Source organism: Ralstonia flaminis (genome assembly GCF_958415495.1).
GTDB lineage: Bacteria > Pseudomonadota > Gammaproteobacteria > Burkholderiales > Burkholderiaceae > Ralstonia > Ralstonia flaminis.
Window position 1 is genome coordinate 99631 of record NZ_CATZLL010000005.1, and the last position, 25362, is coordinate 124992.

Here is a 25362-nt window from a genome sequence, read left to right on the forward strand (position 1 = left end):
AAGGCCCAGGCGCACGGGCGGCAGAAACAGGGATAAGGCGCGAATGCTACCACCGCGCGGGGTGTGTCCCCAGCGGCACGGCAGGCAGCGCCCAGTGCGGCGGCGTGTCGGAAAGCTGCCCAGCGTGACGCATGGCCGTGAGCGTGCCGAAGCCGGACGGCGTGGTCTCCAGATAGGCGCCGACGTCTTCATAGTGCGGGTCCGCCACGTCAAAGCCATTCGCCACGCGACCGAGGCTGCGCAACCAGTGCCCCGTCTGCGCGAGCGACACGCGCACGTGCCAGCTGCCGCCTTCGGTCATGCGGCGTGCGAGTGCCGTCATGGCACCCGCGGCCATCAGGTAGCCCGCACCGTGGTCCAGCGCCTGGGCGGGCAGCGGGTACGGCTTGTCCTGCCCGGCCGCTTCCGCTTCGGCCCAGTTGAAGCCGCTGGCGGTCTGCACCAATGAATCGAAACCACGGCGATTCGCCCACAGCCCTTCATAGCCGTACGCACACAGGCTCACATAGACGATGCCGGGGCGTGCCGCGGCCGCTTGCTCCGGACTGAAGCCGAGCGCAGCCACGCCGCCTGGCCGATAGCCTTGTACGAAGATGTCGGCATCACGCAGCAAGGTGCGTAATTGCGCGACATCGGCAGCATCGCGCAAGTCCAGTTGCGCGGAGCGCTTGCCGCGCCCGGTGTCGACCACCAGCGAAGGAATCGCAGGCAGGTGCGGCGCAGTAATGAGCAAGACGTCCGCCCCATGTGCCGCCAACGTACGGCCGCTCACCGGGCCGGCAATCACGCGTGTGACATCCAGCACGCGCACGCCAGACAACGGCCGCCCATCGGCGTGCGCGGCCAGCGGTTCAGGCGGGGCATCGCCGATCCGTTCGATGGTCATCAGCGGCTGGCCGGCCAAGGCCATGCCTTGCGGGTGGCGATCCCACTCGTCAAACGTGCGTGCGGCAGCAACCACCATGCCGGCCCGTGCGGCGGCGTCCTCAAACGCTTCGGCCTTCCACTGGCGCAGCGCTGCCGCCACGGCATCGCGGTCATACGCGCAGCCGAGCAGCTTGAGCACGCCATCACGGTGATGCGGAAAGTTGGTATGCAAGCGTACCCAGCGACCATCGCCGCAGCGGTAGATGCCGGCGATCTTGTCCCACGGTTCGGGCGGCAGTTGGCCGTCGACGCGGAAGTAGCGCTCGGAGCGGAATTCCAGCGCGGCGTGGCGCATGTCCACCGACACCGTCTGCTTGCGCCCGGTGCGCAGGGTATCAACCTGCGCGGCCGCCAACGCCGAGGCGGCGATAACGCTCTGCGCCAGCGTGTTCACCGAGAAGGATGAGGGCAGCGCAGCGGCGCCCGTCAACGTCACGCGCGACAGCGCATCGGCAGGCTGGCCGAGCGTGTCCCACAGTTGGGCGAGGGCTTCAGTCGAGGTGAGGGTCTGCATGGAAGGATCAACCGCATCAGCAACAAGTGACGACATGACAAGACTCCGCAGAAAGAGGGTGCACGCATTACAGTCCTGCGGTGGCAATAGCGTCAACATTGACTAGACTGATCAACCTCGATCGCCCGACCACGCTTGCGATGACCCAGTACCTCGATGCTGCTGAAGCTGCGCAACGCCTGAACATCTCGCGCCCAACACTGTACGCCTACGTGAGCCGCGGGCTGCTGGCGGCCTACCCATCGCCCGACGGACGCGGCAGCCGTTATCGCGAAGCCGATGTGACCCGCCTCGCTGATCAGCGTGCGGGTGGTCGCCGCCCACGCCAGGTGGTGCGCCACGCGCTGGACTGGGGGCTGCCGGTGATGGAATCGGCCATCACGCTCATCGACAACGGGCGGCTGTTCTATCGCGGCACGCCTGCATTGGAGCTGGCGGAACACGCTTCGCTGGAAGCCGTTGCCGCGCGGCTCTGGCAATGCGATGAGGCTGCGGCCTTCAGTGCACCGGCGCCGGTGCTGCCCGAGAGCTGGTACGCCGCGCTGGCCTCCTTGGCAGATGCAGACATCCGTCAGCGCTGCATGGCGTTGTGCGCGCTTGCCCTGCCGGCGTTGGACGAAGCCGCGTGGCGTCAGGACATCGTACGCACTGCGCGTGATGCCGGTGCACTGCTGCGCCTGGTGTTTGCCGCCATGCTGGGCCGCGCGCCCGATGCTGCGCCCGTGCATTTGCAATGCCAGCACGCGTGGGGCTTGGATGCACAGGCCGCGGAGGCCATTCGTGTCACGCTGGTGCTGTGTGCCGACCACGAACTCAACGCATCGAGCTTTGCCGCACGTGTGGTGGCATCAACGGGGGCGAGTCTTGGTGCCGTGGTCAGCGCTGGGTTGGCTGCACTCACCGGTGGCCGGCACGGCGGCACCACGGCGCGTGTGGAAGCGCTGCTAAGCGAGCTGGAAGGCGAACGGTCCGTGGCAACGGCACTGCGCCGCCGGCTCGATCGTGGGGATACGTTGCCCGGCTTCGGTCATCCGCTGTACCGCGAAGCCGATCCGCGTGCGAATGCCATCCTGGCGCGTTTGCCGAAGACGGGTGCGGTACGCAAGCGGCTGCAATCGGTCATGGACGCCGTGAGCGACCTGACCGGCGATGGGCCATCGGTGGATTTCGCGCTGGTCGCCACACGACGCGTGCTGGGGCTGGCGGAGGGTTCCGCCTTTGGCCTGTTTGCGGCAGGGCGCACAGCCGGCTGGATCGCGCACGCGCTGGAGCAGCGTGCAGCAGGGCAGTTGATCCGCCCACGCGCAGCCTATGTAGGGCCGATGCCGGCCGCGCCGGAAGCACCGGCTGGCCGCATCATTCGCGTGCGTTGAGACGTTCGATCAGGCCTGCGGAATCTCGATCTTCACCTCCAGCACTTCCAGGTTGTCCTGGCGCTCGAGGTTGACCTTGATGTCGTCGTTGCCGATCTTCACGTACTTCGAAATCACGGCCACCAGCTCGCGCTGCAGCGCGGGCAGGTAGTCGGCAGGCGCGCCGCTGGCGGTGCGTTCATGGGCGAGGATGATCTGCAGGCGTTCCTTGGCGACGCTTGCAGTCTTCTTCTTTTCTCCCAGCAGGAAAGACAGAATCGACATGGGGTTGCGTCTCCTTATTTTCCGCCGCCGAACAGGCGTTGCAGGAAGCCCGGCTTGTTGTATTCGACGTAGCGCAGCTCCTTCTCCTTGCCCAGGAAGCGGTCGATCACGTCGTGGTACGCGTTGGCCACGTCGGTGCCTTCCAGGTGGATGGCGGGCAGGCCCTGGTTGGACGCCTGCAGCACGGCTTCCGATTCCGGAATCACGCCGATCAGCTTGATGCGCAGGATTTCCTGGATGTCGGAGAGCGACAGCATCTCGCCTTCGGACACGCGCTTGGGGTTGTAGCGCGTGAGCAGCAGGTGTTCCTTGATCGGCTCCTTGCTTTGCTCGGCACGGCGCGACTTGGACGACAGGATGCCCAGGATGCGGTCCGAATCGCGCACGGATGAGACTTCCGGGTTCGTCACGACGATGGCTTCATCGGCAAAGTACATCGCCATCAGCGCGCCCGATTCGATACCGGCGGGCGAGTCGCAGACGATGTATTCGAAGCCCATTTCCTTCAGGCCTTCGATCACCTTCTCGACACCGTCACGCGTGAGCGCATCCTTGTCGCGCGTCTGCGAGGCGGGCAGGATGAACAGGTTCTCGCACTTCTTGTCCTTGATGAGGGCCTGGTTCAGGTTGGCCTCACCGTGGATCACGTTGATCAGGTCATACACCACGCGACGCTCGCAACCCATGATGAGGTCGAGGTTGCGCAGGCCGACGTCGAAGTCGATGACGGCGGTCTTGTGGCCGCGCAGCGCGAGGCCCGCGGAAAACGCCGCGCTGGTGGTCGTCTTGCCGACGCCGCCCTTGCCGGAAGTGACAACGATGATCTTGGTCATGGCTCGTAACTCTAAAAGTTAAATCGCTCGGCACGCATGCAGCGTGTCATTTCATCCGCAACGGTTCGAAAACCAGCGTGTTGTCCGTGAGCCGGACCTGCGCAGGCTTGCTGGCGTAGGGCTCTGGCCACGGGGTTTCGCCGGTGCGGTAGATGCCGGCGATGGAAATCAGTTGGGGCTCCAGGCACGTGCAGAAGATACGCGCATCCAGGTTGCCCTTGACGCCTGCAAGCGCGCGGCCGCGTAGCGAGGCATAGACGTAGATGTTGCCCTCGGCGATCACCTCGGCGCCGTCGCTCACCAAGTCGAGCACAACCAGGTCGCCGCGCGCGTAGATGCGCTGGCCCGAACGCAGGGGGCGGTCGATGATCATGGTGCCGGGCTGCATGGCCACGGCATCGACGGGGGGAGCGGAAGAGGCGGGGACCGCCGCCTCAGGCGACGGCGCTTCTGCGGCCTGAGCATGCTCGGACGCATCCTGACCGTCCTTTGCTTCTTTCTCGCCGCGTGGGCGACGGCCGTGGCTCCCGTGGCTGTCGAGCAGCGGCAGGCCAAACGCCTGTGCCCACTCGGCCTGCTCGGGGCTGGCCACCACACCGATCGCGCGGGCACGCAGCGTGGTGAGGGTCTCCACCAGACGGTCGATGGGCAGGCGCTCGTCCTCAGCCAGGCGGCGCACGTCGATGGCGATCACGTCATTGGAGAAGAACTCCGGCGTGTCGGCAAAGCGTCGCGTGAGCTCGGCGGCCAGGGCGTCCATGTCGGCGGTGCGCGGCGACAACAGCAGGGCATCGACGGTGCCGCTGCGGATCTCGAACAGCGGCGCTTTCTTCTGGGACATAGAACGGCTACGCGGAAAAATGGGCTCATTCTAACGTTGTTGACGAAACGCCTTGAATTTTTTGACCCCGCCGATCCCCCATCCGGCGGAGACCCTCAGCCGGTGCGCATCTTCGCCCGTAAGGTTCACGCAGAAATGTCACCGGCCGGTCACGGCTTCGTCACGCACCCTTCCGATACTCGCTGGCTTCGAGAGCCCGACCAGCCCCCCGGCCCAGTCATCTGTTCTCTCGCTTGCGTTTCGTTTGCCACGCAAACGATCGCGTACGCGCCTCTAGCTGTTCCTCAAGCAGTTCGTAGTCTGCTGTTCGCAGTTCGCATACCAAAAAAGAACCTTCAGGGAGAAGTTCATGCGAGTCCGACCGTTGTACTCGGCGGCGTTGCCGCTTGCTGCATTGTTGTCGCTGTCATTGGCTGCCTGCGGTGGCGGTGACGATAACCCCACCAACACCGCCGGCAATGGTGGCAACACCACGCCGGCAGCCGCCGCACCCACCGGCACCAAGGCCACGCTGGCCGTGCTGGAAACCACCGACCTGCACACCAACGTGCTGTCGTACGACTACTTCAAGCTGGCCGCTGACAGCTCGCTCGGTTTCGAGCGCGTGTCGACGCTCATCGGCCAGGCGCGTACCCAGTTCCCGAACACATTGCTGCTAGACAACGGCGACACCATCCAGGGCACCGCGTTGTCGGACTACCAGGCCATGGTGAGCCCCGTCACCTGCAGCCAGACGCTGGCGATCTACAAGGTGATGAACGCGGCCAAGTACGACGGCGGCGGCATCGGCAATCACGAGTTCAACTACGGCTTGCCGTACCTGTCGCAAGTCACGGGCAATACGTTCAATGTGAGCGGCATGCCGGACCCGTCTGCGCAAACCAAATGCGCGGGCCCGAACTTCCCGCAAGTGCTGGCCAACGTGATGAGCGCGAAGACCAACGCGCCACTGTTCCAGCCGTACACGATCATCACCAAGACGGTGACAGCCACGGCGCCGGACGGCAGCACCGTCAGCGCTCCGGTCAAGGTCGGCATCATCAGCTTCACGCCACCGACCATCACGGCTTGGGACAAGCGCTGGCTCGATGGCAAGGTCTACACCGTCGGCATCAAAGAAACGGCGGCCAAGTACATCCCCGAGATGCGCGCGAAGGGCGCCGACCTGGTGGTTGCCATCTCGCATGGCGGGCTGGACAACTCGGCCTATTCGCCGACGATGGAAAACGGTAGCTGGTGGCTGTCCACCGTGCCGGGCATCGACGCGATGCTGATCGGCCACTCGCACCAGCTCTTCCCGGATGCCAACAGCACAGTCAGCCAGTTCAACTTGCCGGGCGTCGACAAGGCCAAGGGCACCGTGAACGGCGTGCCGACCGTGATGGCCAACTACTGGGGCAAGCACCTGGGCGTGATCAAGCTTGGCCTTTCGTATAACGGCACAAACTGGGTCGTCGACAAGACGCAAACCACGGTGGAAGCGCGCTCGATCCAGAACGCCGACAAGACCTACGTGGCTGCCGACCCGGCCGTCTCCGCCGCGATCGCCACCGAACACCAGGCAACGATCAACTACGTGAAGACGCCGGTGGGCAGCACGGACTTCCACATGAGCACGTTCTTTGCCGATGTGGGTGACCCGGGCGCAATCGAGATCGTCAACCAGGCACAGGCGGACTACGTGTCGAACTATGTCCAGGCCAACCTGCCGCAGTATGCGACGCTGCCGGTGCTGTCGGTCAGCGCGCCGTTCAAGAGCGGCTTTGGCGGCGGCACGGATTTCACCGACGTGGCAGCCGGCCCGCTGGCGATCAACAACGCAGCCGACCTGTACCTGTATCCGAACACGATCTACGCCGTGAAGGTCGCGGGCTCCGACATCAAGAACTGGCTGGAAACCGCCGCCAAGCGCTTCAACACCATCGACCCGACCAAGGCGACGGTGCAGAAGCTGGTGAGCACGTTCCCGGGCTACAACTTCGACATGTTCACCGACCCGAACCTGACGTATGAGATCGACGTCACGCAAGCCGTGGGCAGCCGCATCAAGAACCTGCAGTACAAGGGTGTGGCGATCGATCCGAACGCACAGTTCATCGTGGCCACCAACAACTACCGTGCGAGCGGCGGCGGCAACTTCCCGGGCCTGGATGGCAGCAAGACGATCTACGCCTCGCCGGATGCCAACCGCGATGTGCTGATCAGCTACATCAAGAAGATCGGCAGCGTGAAGCGCGCAACCAATGGCTCGCAACGCAGCTGGCGCTTCACGAAGCTGGCAACGTCGGTGGCACAGGTGCAGTTCTCGTCCGCCCCTGGCCGCATTGCCGACGCCACGGCAGCCGGCATCAACAACGTTACGCAAGTGGCGGCTGATGACGGCACCAACAAGGGCCTGGCGGTGTACCAGATCGATCTGACACAGTAAGCCGTCATCAACAGGAATAGGCCATGCCTTCTCTTCGTTCCGCATGGGCCGAGTGGCCCCATACGCCCGCCGCCGAGTTGTCGCGCCAGTCAAAGCGCCAGTCGGTGCCGATGCTGACGGTGGGTGCCGCGCTGGCCATCATCGTGGCCATTGGTGGCTGGCTGTCGCACACACGACAGGCACCCACCGTCGATGCCACGCAACTGGAATCGTGGCGCGCGATGGTCGTGCAGGCGATGGAGCCCGAAGCACTGCGTCAGTTGCGGCAGTTGGCGCGCAGTGGTTCGGTGCCGGCGCAATCGGCGCTGGGTGATGCATTGCTCAGCGCGCACGATGGCGCATTGCGTAACGAAGGGATGCGCTGGCTGGAAACCGCCGCGCAACCGACCAGCGGTGTTCCCGGCGATGTGTATGCGCAGCTCTCGCTGGGCAAGGCATTGCTGCTGGGCACAGGTGGTGTGGCACGCGACTACCCGCGCGCGCTGCATCTGCTGCGCCAGGCTGCAGACAAGGGCGATGCCGCTGCCGCTTACTACCTCGGTGTGATGTATCGCAGCGGCTACGGCACGGGCATCGACACGGTGCAGGCAGCGCATTGGTTCGACCGCGCCGCGCAGCACGGCATTCCTGCCGCGATGTTCATGCTGGCCAATGCCTACCGTGATGGGGATGGCGTACCGCACGATGAAGCCCGCGCGCTGGCGCTGTATCAAGACGCCGCCGAGCATGAATTGCCCGAGGCCGTGCAAGCCTTGGCGATGGCGTATCAAAACGGCGAACTTGGCCTCAAGCGCGATGACGCCGCGTATCACCAGCAGTGGATCGAAACGGCGCACGCGCTCAAGCACCCAGCGCTGGCACCGTAACGAAGCTGTTCAGTTGCCTCAGTAAAGCCCGCGGGTCTGGGCGTGCAAGCGCACCAGACCCAGCAGGGCATCGATCTGCGGCGTCGGCACACCCACGTGCTGACCGATCTCGCGCACCGACGCCACCAGTGCGTCAATCTCCAGCGGGCCGCGTCCGGCTTCCGCATCCTGCAGCATCGACGTCTTGAACGCACCCAGTTGACGTGTCACTGCGCTGCGCTCTTCGCCGCTTTGTGCGATCGGGCAGCCGATGCGCGCACCAATTGCCTTCGCTTCCTCCATCACCGCCAGGCAAAAGGCCGAGACCAGCGGATCATCGAGCATGCGATCGCACGTGGCACCGGTCAGTACCGACACCGGGTTCATCGTCATGTTGCCCCACAGCTTGAACCAGATGTCGCGCTGGATGGCTTCGCTGCGCTCGATCTGCAGGCTGGCGCGTTCGAACAGCGTGCCGATCGTTTCCAGCCGCGATGACGACCCACCCTTGGGCTCACCCAGAATCAATCGCTTGCCGAACCCGTGACGCACCTCGCCTGGTGCCGACGTTGAACACGTCAGATGCACGACGCAGCCGAGCACGTTCTTCGTCGGAATCGCTTCAGCAATCCGGCCGTGCGGATCGACCGACTGCAAGCGCTGGCCCTCCAGCGGACCGGGCCGATCAAAGAACCACCACGGTACGCCGTTCATGGCCACCACCACGCAGGTGTCCGGACCGATGAGGGGTGTGATGGTTCGTGCGACGCTTTCCATGGCAGGCGCCTTGACGGCAACGATCACGACATCCTGCACGCCGAGTGCAGTCGCATCGTTGTTCGCATGAACACGGACGGTGTGTGTGCTGCCGTCTTCCGTCAATCGCAGGCCTTCGGTTTGCAACGCATGCAGCGTCGCACCGCGTGCCAGCACGCTGATGGATTCGCCGGCCAGCGCGAGCTTCGCGCCCAGATACCCGCCGACAGCGCCGGCGCCCACGATGCAGATGCGTGTCATGTGCTTGGAAAAGAATCAGGAACGGTAGGAAGGATCGATACGGTCGATGGTGCGGGTCAGCGCCGCAAACACATCTTCGCCGGCACCGAAGTTCGGATTGAACTGCAAGGAGTCGCGCGTGCAATTGCGCGCAATGGCCTCGGGAATCTCCAGCACAGGGCCCATCGACGTCGACGCGAGCTGGATCTCGCACGCTCGGTTGAGCAGCCACAGCACCGCAAATGCCCGCGCAATCGAATCGCCCCACGCGAGCAACCCGTGGTTGCGGAGGATGACTGCTGGCTTGTCGCCGATGTTCTGCACCAGGCGTGGGCCTTCACCTGCATGCACGGAGATGCCTTCGAAATCGTGATAGGCCACCTTGCCGTGCAACTGCGCGGCGTAGAAGTTGCTGATCGATAAGCCGTCACGCGCGCAGGCCACAGCCATACCGGCGGTGGTATGCGTGTGCATGACGCAATGCGCGCCCGGAATGCCGGCATGGATGGCCGCGTGCACCGTAAAGCCGGCCGGATTGACTGGCCAGTCCGGTTGGCCGGCCATGCGCTGCACGTTGCCTTGCAGATCGATCTTCACGAGGTTTGACGCGCAGACCTCGGCATACGTCAGACCAAACGGATTGATGAGGAAGTGGGGGCCACCATCCTCGCTGGTGCTGTCCTCAGGCAGCAGGCGTAGCGTGATGTGGTTGTAGATCAGCTCGGTCCAGCCGAGGTGCGCAAAGATGCGGTAGCACGCCGCCAACTTCACGCGTGCAGCCCATTCGCGTTGACCGCACCAGGCGGGGCGATTGGCCTGAATATCCGATCCGGCATCGGGAAAAAGCGAAAGCACCGTCATGACCTGTCTCCTGGTCGTGGCGCTGGTCGGATTGCCGGCGCCTGGTTGCTTCACATGTTAATTAATTTACGGCAAACGTCAAATGGTCTACCGCGCACTGCTAAGGCAGTTGATTGCGCAAGATCACCATCCACTGCATGACCGAGTTTGTGTAGGGGTCCACCTGATTGGCGTCGTTCAACTCGGTAATGCTCATCGAGGCGGATTGCTGCACATTGCCACCGATTGACTTGACCTCGTGGCGCACCGGATCCACCTCGACCACAAGGTCACAGTGCATGGGGGTCATACCCGAGCGAATCTCGGCTGGATCCGTCATGAAGCGGTCAGCGCCACGCGCGGTACAGATCAGGTCACCAGGGCGCGGTACCGCGGGTGTGCGTTCAAGCACGAACGCTGGATGGCGAAGCAGGTGGTCACGCGCGTCGGTCACGTACTCGGCGTGCGTTGCGCCTGTCAGGAACTGGTCGTTCTGCAGACCCGCCTTGCGCATGATCCACGAGATGAACACCGCAGACCAAGCCCAACCGCCTGTGGTCAGTTGCTGGCAGGTCGGTGTCTTGCCGACGATGGCCCAGTAGCGCTTGGCTAGCACGCAGCCGCGCGCAGTCGCCTCACCACCGGTGCCGTCGGGATAGCGCAGGCACGGTATGGGCGACTGGGCGACAGCGGTGGTCGCTTGCGGCTTCGGCAGCGGCGGCCTATCCGTGCCGGCCTCTTCATCGGACGGCACGGGTGTTGGATCGTCCTGAGTCAGCCACCGACCTTGCGGCTGGTCGGGGAAACCACCTCCCGTCACGCAATACGTATCGTCACGCCCCACACGCACCACCTGGCGCCCCCAACGATCCCATTCGGTCAGCGCAATCTCGATCATCTTCTGGCGCGGTGTGGCGCCGGGTGTGGTCTGCACGACCTCGTTGTCAGGTAGCGGCTCGGCCTGCGGACGCGCTGGCGGTGTCGTACAGCCGGCAATCCAGACGACGGGGACAACGAAAAGAATCGGAAGCGTGATGCGCAGAACGCGCTGGAAGGGGCGGAGCATGTGTGGGAGGGTCAGATCAGGCCTGACTGGGAGACAGGCCCTTCGACGTGGTACGCCAGCGCTGCGGGCTGGTCACGCATGCATTGGCATGCCACGTCGTTGGCGAGAAACCAGACAGGCTGATTACACGCCAAGGTTGTCATCAACTTAAACGTTGACGGCGTCCTTGAACTTCTGGCCGGCCTTGAACTTGACGGTCTTGGCAGCTTCCACCTTGATTTCTTCGCCGGTGCGCGGGTTGCGAGCCATACGCTCGGCACGCTCGCCCTGGCTGAAGGTACCAAAGCCGATCAGGCTGACCGCATCACCCTTGCCAACGGATTCCATGATGGCCGCGAGGGTCACGTTCAGTGCCTGCTCGGCCTTGGCCTTGGTCAGACCGTCTACGCCGCTGGCGATGGCGTCGATCAGTTCGGTTTTCGTCATTGCTTGACTCCCTTCAAGAGTAGATAAAACACACATCAGAGCCTCCGGGGGGCGGCTCCAAGGGCGACATGATACCGGCATGCGGTTGCCGACGGCATCTGAGCTTTGTAACGGCCCATGGCACGCGGGTTCCGCAAACCCGCATGGTGCCTGCCTTGCGAGGCGGGGTCATCACATCAGGATCGACACATTGCGTTTTGCTTTGGGACTGGTTTGCTCGTCGTTGATAGGAGCGACGCAAGTCGATCGATGGGTTTACCTTTTTCTTTATGTATACAGATAGTAGTAGTAGATAACGGTGGATATCTTCTGTGGATAACCACAAAAAGCGCTTTGGGTTCAATGACTTGCTGCAAGCAAAACCACTTGCACAGTGTGTGCCCTGGCGTGGATGACTTGCGGGTTTCGCCAGACCCCCTGCCGGCAACCCCATCACTTGTGCCCACACCATCGACAGGGCAGCCACAGACAGCCCACATCCTTTGCTGGTAGTTATCCACAGCGGCAGGCGGGGTTATCCACACAACTTGTCCACATTGGTTATCCACATGTGGTGGATTGCACGGGGTGGCAGCACGTGTCGAGTTGCCATGCTTTTGGTGTAGGCTCACGGCTTCGCTGATCGACGTTTTCTGTTTTCGCCTCAACGCCTTATGACACGCTCGTCCCCTGATGCCACGCCGGTCCTGGTTGAGTCCTCGCCCGCACCGCAAGCCCCGGCCAAACTGCGGCGCAGTGATCGCATCGAAGTGCGTGAATCGGGCGTGCATGGGCGCGGCGTATATGCCGTCGCACCCATCGCCAAGAACAAGAAGATCATCGAATACAAGGGCGAGCACATCTCGTGGAAGGAGGCGCTGCGCCGCCATCCGCACGATCCGTCCGACCCGAATCACACGTTCTACTTCAGCCTGGAAGACGGCAGCGTGATTGACGCCAAATTTGGCGGCAACCGTGCGCGCTGGATCAACCATTCGTGCAAGCCGAACTGCGAGGCACGTGAAAAGGACGGCCGCGTCTTCATTCACGCGCTGCGCGACATCGAACCCGGTGAAGAGCTGTTCTACGACTACGGCCTCGTCATTGAAGGCCGCCAGACCAAGGCGTTGCGGGAACAGTTCGCGTGCCGTTGCGGCGCAAAGAAGTGCCGCGGCACGATGCTGGCCCGGCCCGAGAAGACCAAGAAGAAGTAAGCAGCGGGTCCGTCGCTCAGACGGATTCGTTCACCAACGGCAAGCGCAAGACAAAGCGCATCACGCGGCAACCGTCGCGCGCGATGGCGTCATCAATGGCGACCGTGCCGCCGTGCAGGCGCACGATGTCGTGCACGATGGCCAGGCCCAGGCCGCTGCCTTGGGGCTGACCGGGCAGGTGATCCGCATCGCCGCGGAAGAAGCGCTGGAACACCTCGCCGCGGCGCTCGTGCGGAATGCCCGGGCCGTTGTCCTCCACGCTGACCACACCCCACCAGCGCGAAGCGGCGTCGGCTTCCATGCCGGCGCGCAAGGTGATGCGTCCTCCGGTGGGCACGTACTTGATGGCGTTGTCGAGCAGGTTGTTGATGGCTTCACGCAGCAACACTGCGTTGGCCAGTACCGGCGCCTGCAATGAACCTGGCGAGGCGGCTTCCTGCGGCCAGGCTTCGAAACCAAGATCCAACCCGCGCGCCAGTGCACGCGGTACCCACTGCGCGCCGGTATCAAACGCAAGGGATACCAGGTCGACCCGCGTTGGTGGCCCCAACTGATCGAGCGTCATGCCTGGCTCCGCGCGCGCCAGTGTCAGCAGCTGGTTGGATAGACGGACTGCACGGTTGGCGCCCGACTGCAGCTCCAGCAACGCGGGCCGCGCGTCTTCCAATGTCTTGGCATCGACAGCGCGATCGGCGTGCAGCTTCAATGCCGTCAGCGGTGTGCGCAACTGGTGCGCAGCATCGGCGATGAAGGTGCGCTGCGCTTCCAGGGCATCGCGCAGGCGAGCGAGCAGCGCATTCATTGCGTTGATGAGCGGCTGCAGTTCAGCGGGTACGCGTTGCGCGGAGTCCGGCGGCAGGGGTGTCACCGATTGCGCGCTCTGCTCGTTGAGCGTGTCGGCCAGCGTTTGCAGCGGCTGCAGCTCTTCCTTGAGCACCAGCGAAAGAATCAAGCCACCAACAGCCAGCAGCACGATCAGCGGAATCGACACCGACAGCAGCACTTCTTTCGCCGCAGTGTCGCGGTGGTCGAGCAGTTCTGCCACTTCCACGACGATGCCGTCTTCGGGTTGCCCGGCATAAGGTGGTGTGCCCGGGTTCAGCGCGGGGGCCGTCTGTGCCTGCGTGGGGGCGAGGGCGGGGCGTGTGACGTCGTCTGCCGGGTCGGGTGGCGTGGGCTGGCGTGGCGAGCGCGGCTTGGGTGTCTCGGCGCTGACGCCTGGCACCAGCAGGTGCACGGCGCGCACCTGTTTGCCGTCGACCCAGCTGTAGAACACACGCGCGTCGCCAATACGGACTTGGCCCGAGCCGTAGCCGAGCAGCGTGTCGCGTCCAGCCAACGTGCCGCTGGGCCCGGCGATACGCCAGAAGATGCGGTCTTCGCCACCGTTCTGCACGAGCGTCTGTGCGGTCAACTCAATGTCGTACAGCTTGGCCGCAGGCACGTGCGGACCCGCAATGCGGATCTGCTCGGCCAACGTATTGGCCACACCCACCAGCGCGCGGTCGAACACCTGCGTGGTGTAGTGTGCCGCCAGCCAATACGACAGTGCACCGGTACCGACCACTAGGCCAAACAGCGGGGTCGCCAGCGCGCGCAGCAGATGCAGGCGCAGGCTGACGGTGGCGTTGGTGGACGTTCCCGTTGCTGGCGCGGCTGAGTCGCGCAGGGCAGCGGGACGGTGGCGCTTGAACATGAGAGGAGGGTTAGGCTGCCGTGCCGCGTGCCTGCAGCAAATAGCCGAAACCGCGCACGGTGACGATCTCGGCGTCGGAATGTTCGATCTTGCGGCGTACCCGGTGTACGTAGACCTCGATGGCGGTATCCCCCACCACGTCATGACTGGCTTCACCAATGGCATGGCCGAAGCTGGCAAGGTGGTCCTGCAATTGCACTTTGCTGACCACGCGACCCTGCCGCAGCATCAACAACTCCAGCACGGCAAACTCACGCGGCGACAGTTCCAGCGGTGCCGCTTCGACAAAGATGCGCCGCTCGACACCGCTCATGCGCAGCCGGCCGACCAGGATGTCAGGGCGTGCGACCGGTTCGGTCGGATCAGCACGCCGGCGTAACAAGGCCTGCACGCGGGCCACCAGTTCAAGCATCTCAAAAGGTTTGAGCAGGTAGTCGTCCGCACCGGCATTCAGGCCGTTCACCTTGTCGAGCAGGCCATCGCGCGCGGTCAGGATCAGTACCGGCGTGGCACGGTCGCGTGTCCGAAACTGCGACAGCAACGTCATGCCGTCGATGCCCGGCAGGCCGAGATCGAGAATCACCAGATCGTGCGTCTGCTTGGCAAGCTGCTCGGCGGCAAACACACCGTCATGCACCGTGTGCACGCGATGTCCGGCCTGGGTGAGTCCGGCGTGGATACCGCTGGCAATGGCGCGGTCGTCTTCAATCAGCAGGATGCGCATGGAATGAGCCTGGAGGCGGCGGTCCCTCAATCGGAATGGAATGGCAGCGAAGGAGAGCCCAGAAAAGGGCAATCCGCACGGATAGCGCGGCGCTACAATGCGCGGATGACCGATGCCCTGCTCACCATCACCGACCTGGAGGCCGCCATCAATTACTGGCGTGCCCGTTCGCCCGCCGAGGGCGAGGAATTGCGGCTGTGTGCCGAGGCCTCGGCGCTGGCCAAGCCGTATGCGCTGATGATTGTACAAGGCGCCACCCGCATCGCCCCTGAGCAACTGGGCGACAAGGCGCGGGCGGCGTATGAAGCGTGGCGCGCCGCAGTGGGCGCGTAGCGCGATGGATTTGGTAGGTTACTTCGCGCCGGTACCCTTCGCAGCTTGCTCGATGAAGCGCGCGAGATCGGCGTCACGGTGTGTCAGGCCGTTTGCATCGTGCGTGGACAAGGTGATGTCCACGCGATTCCACACATTGAACCATTCGGGGTGATGGTTCATCTGCTCGGCCTTGATCGCCACGCGCGTCATGAAGCCGAACGCGGCGTTGAAATCGGCAAAGGTGAAGGTCTTCTGGATCGCGTCGCGATCTTTCTGCAATTGCCAGCCGGGCAGTTCGGCAAACATGGCTTTGCGTTGGTCTTCGTTCAGGGTGGGCATCATGGTTTTCAGCGGATATCAGGTGTGAATGCGCGCAGTATAGTCAGCGCTCAGATATCCGCCGTGTCTGCCCAACCTTCGCGGTTGCCCACGTTCAGCACCAGATCTCCCTCCACTACATCGCCGGCACCAATGGTCGGCAGCGCGGCGAGTTCTTCATACAGCGGCGTGAAGTCCGGGCGTGTGGCGTCGAACAATTGCTCAAAGCTGTCGATGGTGAAGTAGGTCTTCTGGAACGTGTCGATGCGGTAGCGCGTGCGCATGATACGGCGCACATCAAAGCCGATGCGGTTCGGGCTGGCTGAATCCAGCGCGTACACCGATTCGCTCTTGCTCGACACAATGCCCGCGCCGTAGATGCGCAGGCCGGCCGGCGTACGGATCAGGCCAAACTCCACCGTGTACCAGTACAGGCGCGCCAGCATATCGAGCTGCCCCAGGCGCGCCGCCTTCAAACCACCCTTGCCATAGGCTTCCATGTAGTCGGCAAAGATCGGGTTAATCAGCAGCGGCACGTGGCCGAAGATGTCGTGAAAGCAGTCCGGCTCTTGCAGGTAGTCGAGCTGGTCGGGGCGACGCATCCACCAGCTGGCCGGGAAGCGTCGGTTGGCCAGGTGATCGAAAAACACTTCGTCCGGCACCAGACCCGGCACGGCAACGATCTGCCAGCCGGTAGCGCGCATCAGCGTTTCGTTGAGCTGGTCGAACGACGGCACGGCATCGCGGCTCATGCCCAGCGTCGACAGGCCTTGGAGGAATTCATCGCACACGCGGCCGGGCAGCAGGGCTTCCTGGCGGTCGTACAGGGTGCGCCAGGTGGCGTGATCGGCGGCGGTGTAGCGGTGCACCGGCTGCTGCATGGTGAAGTCGGCGCGCAGCGTCTGGCCGTCCAGGCCTTCGGCGAATTGCTCACGCAGCTTGTCTGTCAGGGTGCCATTGAAGCCAGCCGGGGCGGCATTTTGTGCCGAGCTTGGGGCGGTGGTTGCGATGTCCATTTGTGATGTCGATCTTGTGCAATCAGAGTCCGGCCAGTGTATTGGGGAGGCCACGCGGATTGGCCGCATAACCATCGTCCATTGCACGCTGTTTGCGGATTTCATGCAAAATCTTATGTATCAACGCAGGAGATTTGCATGATTTCCCTGGATAACTTCGATCTGGCCCTACTGGCGGCCCTTCAGCGCGATGGCCGTGCGACCCATCAGCAGCTTTCGGAGCAGGTGCATCTGTCGGCCAGCCAGGTCGGGCGACGCCTGGCGCGCCTCGAATCTGAAGGGGTGATCGAGGGCTACCGGGTGGTGCTTTCGCCGACCGGGCTGGGGCTGGGCGTGACGGTGTTCGCCAGCGTCAAGCTCGCCCACCACGGCGACGCCATCGTCGAGCGTTTTCACGAAGAGATCAGCCTGCTCGACGCCGTGCAGGAGTGCTACTCGGTGGCTGGGGATGCCGATTACATGCTGCGCGTGGTGGTGCCGGATTTGCCTGCGCTGTCGGAGTTTGTGATGCGCAAGCTGATGCGCGTGCCGGGTGTGGACAATGTACGTTCCAATATCGTGCTGACGGCGCTTAAGCGTGATGGTGCATTGCCACTATCCCACCTAGGTGGGTGAACGCGCGCCTTGCGCCAGGGTGCGCGGCGTGTCACGCTGCATGCCAACATCACTTTGCTGATATGAATAGTCTGTCTTGGGCGGGAGACCACGATGGTTGAAGGGCACACCACGCATCCGGCGCACGCGCTGGCGCATCTTGCGGGCGGCTATGGCATGCCGGCACGGGTTCGTGCGTGGTGGGTGGCCGCTGCGATAGCGGGTGTCACCTACGGCGGCATGCTGACCATGGTGGCTGTGGAAGTGCCGCCGGGCACGCCGCTGGTGGGCCGCATCGCCCTGCAGCCGTTGTGGAAGATGCTGATGGCGCTGCTGCTGGCGCGTGCCGCTTCGCTGCACGAGGTGCCGCGCGAGCGTCGCTGGTTGATCGGCGCCATGATGTTTTCTGCGCTGGGTGATCTGTGGCTGGCGCTGCCGGGCATTTCGTTTTCGTTCATTGCGGGTCTGGGCTGCTTCCTGGTGGTGCACCTGTGCTACCTGCGTGTGCTGGTCGGGCTGCGTGGGGCGTCGTCGCCCCTTCGCCTGCTTGGGGTCGGGGCCATGATTGGCGTGGCCATCGGCATGCTGGTCTGGTACTGGCCCGGCCTGGGCGAGATGAAGGGCCCAGTCATCGTCTATATGGTGGTGTTGTCGTCGATGGTGTGCGCGGCGTTGCTGGCGCGCTTGCCTGGGCCGCTTACGGCATGGGGCGCGCTCGCCTTTGCGGCCTCCGACGCGATGATCGGCATCAGCGTGTTCGTGTTTCCGTTCACCGACCATGAGCTGGCGATCTGGTGGAGCTATGCCGGCGCCCAGCTTCTCATCAGTGCTGGGCTGCTGACGCGCCGTACGCCACCGCCGCCGAGGCGGGTTGTGCCGGCGTAAGTCGGCGCAACCAACGCAGCCGGCCCATCCCCCGTTTCCATCCGCTGCAGGAGCCCCCGATGCTGCAGACTCTCGACGCCGCCGCCACGGCGGTCCGCTTGCCTTACGCTGCGCTGGCCGATGCCATTGCACAGGTACTGCGCGATGCGCGTGCCGGCAAAGCCCAGGCGCCCGCGCGGTTGGTGATGCCGGTGCCCGGTCCGGGCAGCCTGTTGGTGATGCCGGCATCCAATGCCGATATTGCCATCACCAAGATGATTACCGTGCATCCCCACAATCCGGCGCGCAGCCTGCCAGCCATCCACGGCGAGGTGGTGGTGATGGATGCGCAAACCGGTGTGCGCCGCCTGCTGCTGGACGGCCCAACCGTGACCGCGCACCGCACGGCAGCCGTGTCGCTGCTGGCCGCGCGCCTGTTGGCGCCGGAGCCAGCGGGGGATCTGCTGCTGATTGGCGCCGGCGCTCAGGCGCGGGCGCACCTGGAGGCATTCCGCTTCGGGCTGGGCACGCGGCGCGTGACCATCATTGCGCGCACGGCGGACAGTGCGGAGGCACTCGCTGTCCATGCGCGCCAACTCGGTATGGACGCCACGGCGCTGGCCGGGGGAGATGCAGCGGGTGTCGCCCAAGCCGCCCGTGCGGTGCTGCCGCGGGTGTCGCTGGTCATTACCGCGACGCCGTCGGCGCAGCCGGTATTGCCGGATCTGGCCGATCCGGCTCACCCCGACGGCTACGCATGGGGCTCGCATCACTTCATCGCAGCGGTTGGCGCGTTCCGGCCTGACATGGCTGAGCTGCCACCGCGCCTGTGTGTGCAGGCGGCGGCGTCCAACCGTCTTTATGCTGACACGCTGGTCGATCTGGAAGTCGAGGCCGGCGATCTGCTGCAGGCGGGGGTGCCGTGGTCGCGTGTGCGGCCGCTACAACAGTGCGTCGATGCCCCGCAAGACACGCTCACGCAGGCGCCGCCGGTGTTGCCCGTTGTCTTCAAGAGTGTCGGCAGCGCCCTGTGGGATCTGGCCGCGTGCGTGTTGGCACTGTCCAAGTCCAAGCCTGTTTAAAATCTGAGCATGTGCCGAAGATGCCCGCAGCAGGCCATTCTGGCGTGGCGCTTATAACAGGAAAACTCTAGAAAAAGAGTTCTAGCCGAGGCAATCACACGGGATAATGGCCGTCCCTCCGCCTGGGAGGAGACTTAGAACGCACCGGCAAACGTTCAAATCGCGTTTGCCCCGGATGCGTCTCAACAGGAGCACATACAGAGATGGCCTATAAAAAAGCACTGGCAGCCGCCGCCGGGATAATCCTCGCCACCGCCGCGCACGCACAAGTTGCCGGCAGCAACATCGTCAGCGCTGGCTGGTTCCGGGTCATGCCGAATAGCTCGAGCGACCCGCTTTTCATCAAGAGTGTTGGCGGCGCGCCGTTCAACCAACCGGTGCCGGGTACCGGCGCCAAGATCAAGGAAGCCGATACCCTCGGCCTCGCTTTCACGCATTTCTTCACTGACAACTTTGCCGTTGAACTGGTCGGTGGTATTCCGCCGCGCCACAAGATCGAGGGCACGGGTTCGTTCTCGGGTTACGGTGAAATCGGCTCGGCCAAGCAATGGAGTCCGGCTGTGTTGGCCAAGTGGTACTTCTTCAACGCCGACACCAAGCTGCGCCCGTACGTTGGCGTGGGCCTGAACTACACGTGGTTCTCAGACGAGAAGATCACCAACAGCGCGTTCCAGAACCAAGTGCTAGGCCGTGGAATTCCAGGCAGCACGAGCACGGTGTCGACTGACAGCTCGCTCAACCCGGTGCTGAACGTGGGTGCGACCTACGCCATCACCAAGGATTGGTTCGTGGGTCTTTCCGTGTCGTATCTGCCGCTGAAGACCACCGCCACGATTGACACTAAGCTCGGCCCTGCAGCCGGTGGCATTCACGTCGTGAGCGAAGCGAAGATCAAGATCAACCCGGTCGTGACCTTCCTGAACGTCGGCTACCGCTTCTAAGCCGGTCTGACGCAAACAAAAAGGCGTGCCACTGCGGCACGCCTTTTTTGTTGCCCGCGCGGCTTAGGCCCTGGTGATGGACTTCACGCCTGCCGCCGTCTTCGGGCCAGGAAAGCGTTGCAGCAGGCCTAGCAACAGCACGTCGACGAGCAGTTCGAGGTGCGGGCCTGCATCGATGCGTGGAATCCACGGGTCATCGCCCGTGGCGATGCGCAGTGACGTCATGCCGTGCAGGCCTTCCCACAGCAGTTGCGTGACGAGGTGCAGGGCGTCTTCGTTCGCCTGGATGAAGCCTTCGGTCACCAGTTCGGCAGCCATGCCGTAGACGAAGCAATAGGGGTCTTTGTCGGGGTTGCCGTATTCGAGCGTGGACGTTTCTACCGGCGCGGCGGGGCGCTGCTCCATGAACACCAGCGCGTAGTGCACGGGGTGTTTCAGGCCGTAGCTGACATAGGCGCGGGCCACCTTGCGCACGCGTTCCAGCGCGTTGCTGCCTTCTGCGGCTGCCTGCTGCATGAGCTTGTTGAGCTTGAGCAGGTCTTCGTCCATGGCCTGGGCGATCAGCGTGGCCTTGTCGCCAAAGAGGGCGTAGACCACGGTGGTCGAGAACCCAGCCTCTTCGGCCACCTTGCGCATCGTCAGTTCGCGCGCACCGCCGCGCAGCACGAGCTTGCGCACTACCTTGAGGATGTCCTTGCGCCGCTGGTCGAGCTCGCGCTGCTTGCGCTCGTGCAGGTTGCTGCTGCTGGCCATGTGTCTGAAGCCTGTCTCCCAATAGTGGGCTGATTCTAACCCGCCGACCGCCGCTGCTGGCTTGATCCGGGTGGCCTCTCTTGTTTGAAACGCGTGCACGTCAGGGTGATCCCTTATTCAAGAACGCCGTTTTCTGTACAGAATTGCGTTACTAAAAAAAACAACGTTATTTCCACAAGGAGAAGACCAAGTGAAGAGGACGACGCAGATCGCCTGCATGGCACTGCCGCTGGTTGCGGGCAGCGCATGGGCACAGAGTTCGGTGCAGTTGTACGGGCTGGTGGATGCCGGTATCCGCTATGAGACCCACGGCGTGTCGTACGGTGATGACGGCACGCCCATCGGCACCGGATCGAAGCTCGGCATGACCAAGGGCGGCGGCATGACCGAGAGCTATTGGGGGATCAAGGGCAACGAGCAGATCGCCAGCGGCCTGAAGGGGATCTTCCAGCTGGAGAGCCACTTTGATCCGTCCAGCGGTCGCACGTGGCCCAAGGGCAGTGCGGAGTTCTTCCAGATTGCGTATGTGGGGCTGGAGTCGTCATCGCTCGGGCAGCTCACGCTGGGCCGCCAGTACAACGTGGTGATGGAAGGCGTCACCCTGGTCTACGGCTCCAACCTGTGGGCCGGTGGCGACCAGGACCAGTACGCCAACCTCTTCAAGCCCGAGCACACGATGATGGCGGGCAGCAAGACCAACAACATGGTTCACTACGGCGCGCAGCTCGGCGATGTGGTGGTACTGGCCCAATACGCGTTGGGTGAGCGCGCCGGTGCGGCCAGCCAGGGTAGTCAGTTCGGGGCGTCCGTGGCGTATATACCGGAAGCGGGGCCCGTCAAGGTTAGCGCGTCGTTCCTGCATACCAAGGACGATTTCACCAATGCCACCTTCAATGTCTACACCGCTGGCGGACAACTGGCGCTGGGTGGCCTGACCGTCAACGCCGGCTATATCGAGAACCGCCGTGGCAACAGCTTCACGTCGTTTGCGGCAGGGCCGTTCAGCCCGGCGGATCTGGCTGGGCTGGGCATCATCTCTGCGGACCAGACCGTCGATCCGACACTGCCCGGCGGCTTCAGCAAGCGGCGCATGACCTTCGGTGGCGTGAGCTATCGCATCTCGCCGGCGCTGACGTTGGCGGCCAACGCGTGGTTCACACGGCAGTCCGGCTACACGCCAGACTTTGACGGCTCGGCCAATCAGTACCAGTTGATTGCCGGGTACTTCCTCTCCAAGCGGACGATGCTCTATGCCGAGGTCGACTACTCGCACTACAAGGGCGGGTTGGTCGGTGCGCAACTGGTTGGGCTGAATGCGCAGGGCCCAACACTCTCCAGTTCGCAGATCGGCACGATGATCGGCATGCGACATACGTTCTGATGACGCGCGCGCTTTTCTCTCTCTCCTGGTTGGCTGCCGCGCTGTGCCTGTCTGCGTGCGGCAGCGATGCGCCCGCAGTGCCCGACGCGGCGGCGGTGCAGCGTGCGGAATCGCTGCGCCCGACCAACGCGGCGCTGGCTGCGCAGTACGAACGCGCGTGCATGACCTGTCATGCAGTGCCCGGCAGCGGCGCACCGCTGACGGGCTTCACCGAGCACTGGAAACCACGCATGAAGCAAGGCATGGACACGCTGGTGCACCACGCCATCGACGGCTATCAGGCCATGCCCGCGCGTGGTCTGTGTGCTGACTGCACCGAGCAGGACATGCGCGCGCTCGTCGGTTTCATGGCAAATGGCAAGGACATATCGCATGACTGATACGCAATCGCCGCAGCGGCAGGATCGCCGCGCGGTGCTCAAGGTGGGGGCGGGCGTGGCGGCTGCGCTCGCGCTGGGTGGACAAGGCCGGCTGGTGCGGGCGGCCAGCACACCGGTGGCGGCATCGCCTTCCACTGCTTCTACGGCCGCTGCCGGCGCCACCGCTTCGCGTCAGCGTTGGCAGAACTGGTCGGGTATTCACACCTGCCAGCCATCGACGATCGCTACGCCGGCGGACGAGGGCGAGTTGGCATCGCTGCTGCGTGGCGCCGGCCCGGGCGTGCGCTGCGTGGGGGCGGGGCATTCGTTCACGGGGCTGGTGCCGACTGACGGCACGCTCATCTCACTGGACCGCATGTCGGGGGTGATCTCTGCAGATGCCGCGCGCAATACCGCCACGCTGCATGCCGGCACGCGCCTGGCGCTGCTGTCGCGTCAGTTGGATGCGCAAGGCGTGGCGATGCGCAACCTGCCCGACATCGATGCGCAGTCCTTTGCCGGCGCCATCGCCACCGCTACGCATGGCACGGGCCGCACGCTGCAGGCGCTGCATGCCGACGTGATCGGCATGCGCCTGATGACGCCCGACGGCAACGTGGTCGAATGCAGCGAGCAGCGCAACCCGGAGTTGCTGTCGGCGGCGCGGGTTTCGCTGGGCGCGCTCGGTGTTGTCACCCAGGTCACGCTGCGCACGGTGCCGTCGTTCAACCTGCATCGCCGCGTGTTTCTCAAGCCGCTGCAGGCAATGCTGGATGAGGCGCCCACGCTGGCCAAGCAGCATCGCAACTTCGAGTTCTACTACCTGCCGTTCACCGGCTACGCAGCGGGCATCACGCACGACCTCTACGAAGCCAGCGACGTGCTGATGCCGCACGCTGCCGACGAAGACATGCTGCGCGACCTGCGCCGCCTGCGCGACTGGCTCGGGCGTTTCCCCCAGCTGCGCCGTTGGGTGGCCGCCAAGCTGATCGACGTGAACCAGACAGAAGAAGCGAAGAACCGTTCGTGGAAGCTGCTTTCCACGCAACGCCCGACGCGGTTCAACGAGACGGAGTGCCACGTGCCGCAGGAGCAGGGCATTGCGTGTGTGCGTGAGGTGATCGCCAAGCTGGAAACGCGCAACGAGGTGTTCTTCCCGCTGGAGTTCCGCTTCGTGAAGGCGGATGACGCATGGCTCAGTCCCTTCCATGGGCGCGATAGCTGCTCGATAGCCGTGCACGCGGCGCAGGGCGAGCCATTTGACTACCTGCTCTCCGAGATCGGCCCGATCTATCGCAAGTACGAGGGGCGGCCGCACTGGGGCAAGTTGCACGACGTGGGGCCGGCGCAGCTGGCGGCACTGTATCCGCGCTGGGGCGATTTTCAGGCGCTGCGCCGCTCGCTCGATCCACAGGGGAAGATGCTCAACCCGTATCTGAGCAAGCTGTTCGGGGTGGACCATGGCTAACCGGCGGCGGTTTCTTCTGGCAGCAGGTGCGGTGGCCGTGGGCGGTGCGGTGGCACTGCGCCCGGGCGATCACGGCGGGCCCCATGGGCCCTACTTTGCGGGCCTGTCGGCGGCGCTGGCGCGTGCCGGCATCGGCGTGCCGGTCATGGTGATCGACCGTGCGCGCATGCGTGCCAACGCCGCGCGTGTCGTGCACAACATCAACGGGAAGCTGGCGCTGCGGCTGGTGGCCAAGTCGCTGCCGTCGCTGCCGTTGCTCGACGAGCTGATGCAGCTCACGCACACGCGCCGGCTGATGGTGTTCAACTTGCCATATCTGCAACTGCTGGCGGAGCAGCGCCCGGATACCGATCTGCTGCTTGGCAAGCCGATGCCCGCGCGCGCCGCACACACGTTCTATGCTGAGTTCAAGGGAGGGGAGTTTGATCCGGCGCGGCAACTGCAATGGCTGGTCGACACGCCTGAACGTCTGGCGGAGTATCGCGAGCTGGCGCGTGCGCAGCGCCATCCGCTGCGCGTGAACATCGAGATTGACGTTGGTCTGCATCGCGGTGGCGTACGTGATGACCACGTCTTGGTCGACATGCTCAACATGATCGCCGCCGAGCCGCTGTTCGCGTTCGGTGGGCTGATGGGCTACGACCCGCACCTGGTGAAGATTCCTGATCTGCCCGGTGCACGCGCGGGCGCGGAGCGCGATGCCAAGGCGATCTACGCGCGCTTTCGCGACATGGCGCTGCGCACGCTCAAGCCGACGTCGGCCGAGGCGCTGTGCTTCAACGCGGCGGGCTCCCCCACGTACCGCATGCACGACGGCAGCGGGGCGGCCAATGAAGTGTCGGTCGGCTCGGCCATGGTCAAGCCGAGCGATTTCGATACGCCGCTGCTCGATGACCTGCAGCCCGCGTCATTCATTGCCACGCCGGTGCTGAAGTCCGGCAGCTTCCTGCTGCCGGATGGTGCGGAGGCCATCGGCCGCGTCGCTACCGCGTGGGACGTCAACCAGCGCCACGGCTACTTCATCTACGGCGGCTACTGGCTGGCCGATCCGGTGTCACCGCCGGGGCTGTCGGCCAGCGGGCTGTACGGCAACTCGTCGAATCAGCAGGTGCTGGTGGGGTCCGGCACGCAGGGGCTGAAGCCGAATGACTTCATCTTTCTGCGGCCGCGCCAGAGCGAGGCGGTGCTGCAGCAGTTCGGTGAACTTGTCGTCGTGGAGGAAGGCAACACATTGCACCGCTGGCCGGTGATGCCCGCGATGCCCTGAACGTCGGACGTTGAACGCGCTAACTGTCGGAGGCCATC

At 64.1% G+C, this 25362-nt stretch carries 26 protein-coding genes; 13 read left to right on the forward strand and 13 right to left on the reverse strand.

From position 1 onward, the window contains the following. Window positions 1-46 precede the first annotated feature (46 nt). Window positions 47-1477: a CoA transferase gene (locus R2N11_RS09280; RefSeq protein WP_316680880.1), complete on the reverse strand. Its 1431-nt coding sequence runs from the start codon at window positions 1475-1477 to the stop codon at window positions 47-49. 104 nt (window positions 1478-1581) lie between these two features. On the opposite strand from R2N11_RS09280, the gene R2N11_RS09285 reads away from it, so the two are divergent. Further along, complete coding sequence (locus R2N11_RS09285; RefSeq protein WP_199028800.1) at window positions 1582-2814, forward strand: citrate synthase family protein; 1233 nt, start codon at window positions 1582-1584, stop codon at window positions 2812-2814. 9 nt (window positions 2815-2823) lie between these two features. Here R2N11_RS09285 and minE read toward each other — a convergent pair whose 3' ends face one another. Genes minE through minC form a run of 3 tightly spaced genes read right to left on the reverse strand, consistent with a single transcriptional unit; the run spans window position 2824 to window position 4752 of the window. After that, entirely contained in the window at window positions 2824-3078 is a 255-nt protein-coding gene (gene minE, locus R2N11_RS09290; protein WP_004628536.1) for a cell division topological specificity factor MinE, read from the reverse strand. Between the two features lie 14 nt (window positions 3079-3092). Next, the gene (gene minD, locus R2N11_RS09295) at window positions 3093-3911 is read right to left on the reverse strand and encodes a septum site-determining protein MinD (protein WP_021197109.1); all 819 of its coding nucleotides are present in this window, start codon (window positions 3909-3911) and stop codon (window positions 3093-3095) included. Between the two features lie 46 nt (window positions 3912-3957). Continuing rightward, a complete protein-coding gene (gene minC, locus R2N11_RS09300) occupies window positions 3958-4752 on the reverse strand; it encodes a septum site-determining protein MinC (RefSeq protein WP_316680881.1) in 795 nt (264 codons plus the stop codon). 349 nt (window positions 4753-5101) lie between these two features. On the opposite strand from minC, the gene R2N11_RS09305 reads away from it, so the two are divergent. After that, a complete protein-coding gene (locus R2N11_RS09305; RefSeq protein WP_316680882.1) occupies window positions 5102-7180 on the forward strand; it encodes a bifunctional 2',3'-cyclic-nucleotide 2'-phosphodiesterase/3'-nucleotidase in 2079 nt (692 codons plus the stop codon). A gap of 23 nt (window positions 7181-7203) precedes the next feature. Further along, window positions 7204-8046 (forward strand): tetratricopeptide repeat protein, encoded by an 843-nt coding sequence (locus tag R2N11_RS09310; RefSeq protein ID WP_199028786.1) that lies wholly within the window; start codon window positions 7204-7206, stop codon window positions 8044-8046. 18 nt (window positions 8047-8064) lie between these two features. Here the strand turns inward: R2N11_RS09310 and R2N11_RS09315 are convergent, their stop codons facing one another. The 4 genes from R2N11_RS09315 to R2N11_RS09330 form a co-directional block, all read right to left on the reverse strand. After that, window positions 8065-9042, reverse strand: coding sequence for a 2-dehydropantoate 2-reductase (locus R2N11_RS09315; RefSeq protein WP_199028788.1), 978 nt, complete (start codon window positions 9040-9042; stop codon window positions 8065-8067). 15 nt (window positions 9043-9057) lie between these two features. Next, complete coding sequence (locus R2N11_RS09320) at window positions 9058-9882, reverse strand: class II aldolase/adducin family protein (RefSeq protein WP_316680883.1); 825 nt, start codon at window positions 9880-9882, stop codon at window positions 9058-9060. A 100-nt stretch (window positions 9883-9982) separates the two neighbouring features. Continuing rightward, complete coding sequence (locus R2N11_RS09325; RefSeq protein WP_316680884.1) at window positions 9983-10927, reverse strand: DUF2272 domain-containing protein; 945 nt, start codon at window positions 10925-10927, stop codon at window positions 9983-9985. Window positions 10928-11074: 147 nt separating this feature from the next. Then, window positions 11075-11353 carry an HU family DNA-binding protein gene (locus R2N11_RS09330; RefSeq protein WP_199033089.1) on the reverse strand — a complete coding sequence of 93 codons (279 nt, stop codon included), beginning with the start codon at window positions 11351-11353 and terminating at the stop codon, window positions 11075-11077. A gap of 653 nt (window positions 11354-12006) precedes the next feature. On the opposite strand from R2N11_RS09330, the gene R2N11_RS09335 reads away from it, so the two are divergent. Then, window positions 12007-12546 carry an SET domain-containing protein gene (locus R2N11_RS09335; RefSeq protein WP_316680885.1) on the forward strand — a complete coding sequence of 180 codons (540 nt, stop codon included), beginning with the start codon at window positions 12007-12009 and terminating at the stop codon, window positions 12544-12546. A gap of 16 nt (window positions 12547-12562) precedes the next feature. On the opposite strand, the gene R2N11_RS09340 is transcribed toward R2N11_RS09335, so the two are convergent. Together R2N11_RS09340 and R2N11_RS09345 are read right to left on the reverse strand one after the other, a co-directional pair. Then, complete coding sequence (locus tag R2N11_RS09340; RefSeq protein WP_316680886.1) at window positions 12563-14242, reverse strand: sensor histidine kinase; 1680 nt, start codon at window positions 14240-14242, stop codon at window positions 12563-12565. 10 nt (window positions 14243-14252) lie between these two features. After that, the gene (locus R2N11_RS09345) at window positions 14253-14966 is read right to left on the reverse strand and encodes a response regulator transcription factor (RefSeq protein WP_316680887.1); all 714 of its coding nucleotides are present in this window, start codon (window positions 14964-14966) and stop codon (window positions 14253-14255) included. A gap of 105 nt (window positions 14967-15071) precedes the next feature. Between R2N11_RS09345 and R2N11_RS09350 the strand changes: the two genes are divergently transcribed. Next, a complete protein-coding gene (locus tag R2N11_RS09350) occupies window positions 15072-15299 on the forward strand; it encodes a DUF3717 domain-containing protein (RefSeq protein WP_199032482.1) in 228 nt (75 codons plus the stop codon). An 18-nt stretch (window positions 15300-15317) separates the two neighbouring features. Here R2N11_RS09350 and R2N11_RS09355 read toward each other — a convergent pair whose 3' ends face one another. Together R2N11_RS09355 and phhA are read right to left on the reverse strand one after the other, a co-directional pair. Continuing rightward, a complete protein-coding gene (locus R2N11_RS09355) occupies window positions 15318-15623 on the reverse strand; it encodes a 4a-hydroxytetrahydrobiopterin dehydratase (protein WP_199032481.1) in 306 nt (101 codons plus the stop codon). Window positions 15624-15670: 47 nt separating this feature from the next. Then, window positions 15671-16615 (reverse strand): phenylalanine 4-monooxygenase, encoded by a 945-nt coding sequence (gene phhA / locus R2N11_RS09360; protein WP_199032480.1) that lies wholly within the window; start codon window positions 16613-16615, stop codon window positions 15671-15673. Window positions 16616-16753: 138 nt separating this feature from the next. Between phhA and R2N11_RS09365 the strand changes: the two genes are divergently transcribed. From R2N11_RS09365 to R2N11_RS09380, 4 genes are all read left to right on the forward strand, one after another. Then, window positions 16754-17230: an Lrp/AsnC family transcriptional regulator gene (locus tag R2N11_RS09365; protein WP_048935698.1), complete on the forward strand. Its 477-nt coding sequence runs from the start codon at window positions 16754-16756 to the stop codon at window positions 17228-17230. Between the two features lie 93 nt (window positions 17231-17323). Further along, the gene (locus R2N11_RS09370) at window positions 17324-18094 is read left to right on the forward strand and encodes a lysoplasmalogenase (RefSeq protein WP_316680888.1); all 771 of its coding nucleotides are present in this window, start codon (window positions 17324-17326) and stop codon (window positions 18092-18094) included. A gap of 59 nt (window positions 18095-18153) precedes the next feature. Next, window positions 18154-19155 (forward strand): delta(1)-pyrroline-2-carboxylate reductase family protein, encoded by a 1002-nt coding sequence (locus R2N11_RS09375; RefSeq protein WP_199032478.1) that lies wholly within the window; start codon window positions 18154-18156, stop codon window positions 19153-19155. Between the two features lie 203 nt (window positions 19156-19358). After that, window positions 19359-20096 carry an OmpW/AlkL family protein gene (locus tag R2N11_RS09380; protein WP_316680889.1) on the forward strand — a complete coding sequence of 246 codons (738 nt, stop codon included), beginning with the start codon at window positions 19359-19361 and terminating at the stop codon, window positions 20094-20096. Window positions 20097-20159: 63 nt separating this feature from the next. Here the strand turns inward: R2N11_RS09380 and R2N11_RS09385 are convergent, their stop codons facing one another. Continuing rightward, window positions 20160-20849, reverse strand: a complete 690-nt coding sequence (locus tag R2N11_RS09385; RefSeq protein WP_199032476.1) for a TetR/AcrR family transcriptional regulator — start codon at window positions 20847-20849, stop codon at window positions 20160-20162. Between the two features lie 190 nt (window positions 20850-21039). Between R2N11_RS09385 and R2N11_RS09390 the strand changes: the two genes are divergently transcribed. The 4 genes from R2N11_RS09390 to R2N11_RS09405 are packed head-to-tail and all read left to right on the forward strand — an operon-like array spanning window position 21040 to window position 25324. Further along, window positions 21040-22230, forward strand: coding sequence for a porin (locus tag R2N11_RS09390; protein WP_316680890.1), 1191 nt, complete (start codon window positions 21040-21042; stop codon window positions 22228-22230). Next, window positions 22230-22610 (forward strand): c-type cytochrome, encoded by a 381-nt coding sequence (locus R2N11_RS09395; protein ID WP_199032475.1) that lies wholly within the window; start codon window positions 22230-22232, stop codon window positions 22608-22610. Before R2N11_RS09390 ends, R2N11_RS09395 begins: the two co-directional genes overlap by 1 nt. Further along, the gene (locus tag R2N11_RS09400) at window positions 22603-24057 is read left to right on the forward strand and encodes a D-arabinono-1,4-lactone oxidase (RefSeq protein WP_316680891.1); all 1455 of its coding nucleotides are present in this window, start codon (window positions 22603-22605) and stop codon (window positions 24055-24057) included. The genes R2N11_RS09395 and R2N11_RS09400 overlap by 8 nt, the downstream gene beginning before the upstream one ends. Then, complete coding sequence (locus tag R2N11_RS09405; RefSeq protein ID WP_316680892.1) at window positions 24050-25324, forward strand: alanine racemase; 1275 nt, start codon at window positions 24050-24052, stop codon at window positions 25322-25324. Before R2N11_RS09400 ends, R2N11_RS09405 begins: the two co-directional genes overlap by 8 nt. Window positions 25325-25362 lie beyond the last annotated feature (38 nt).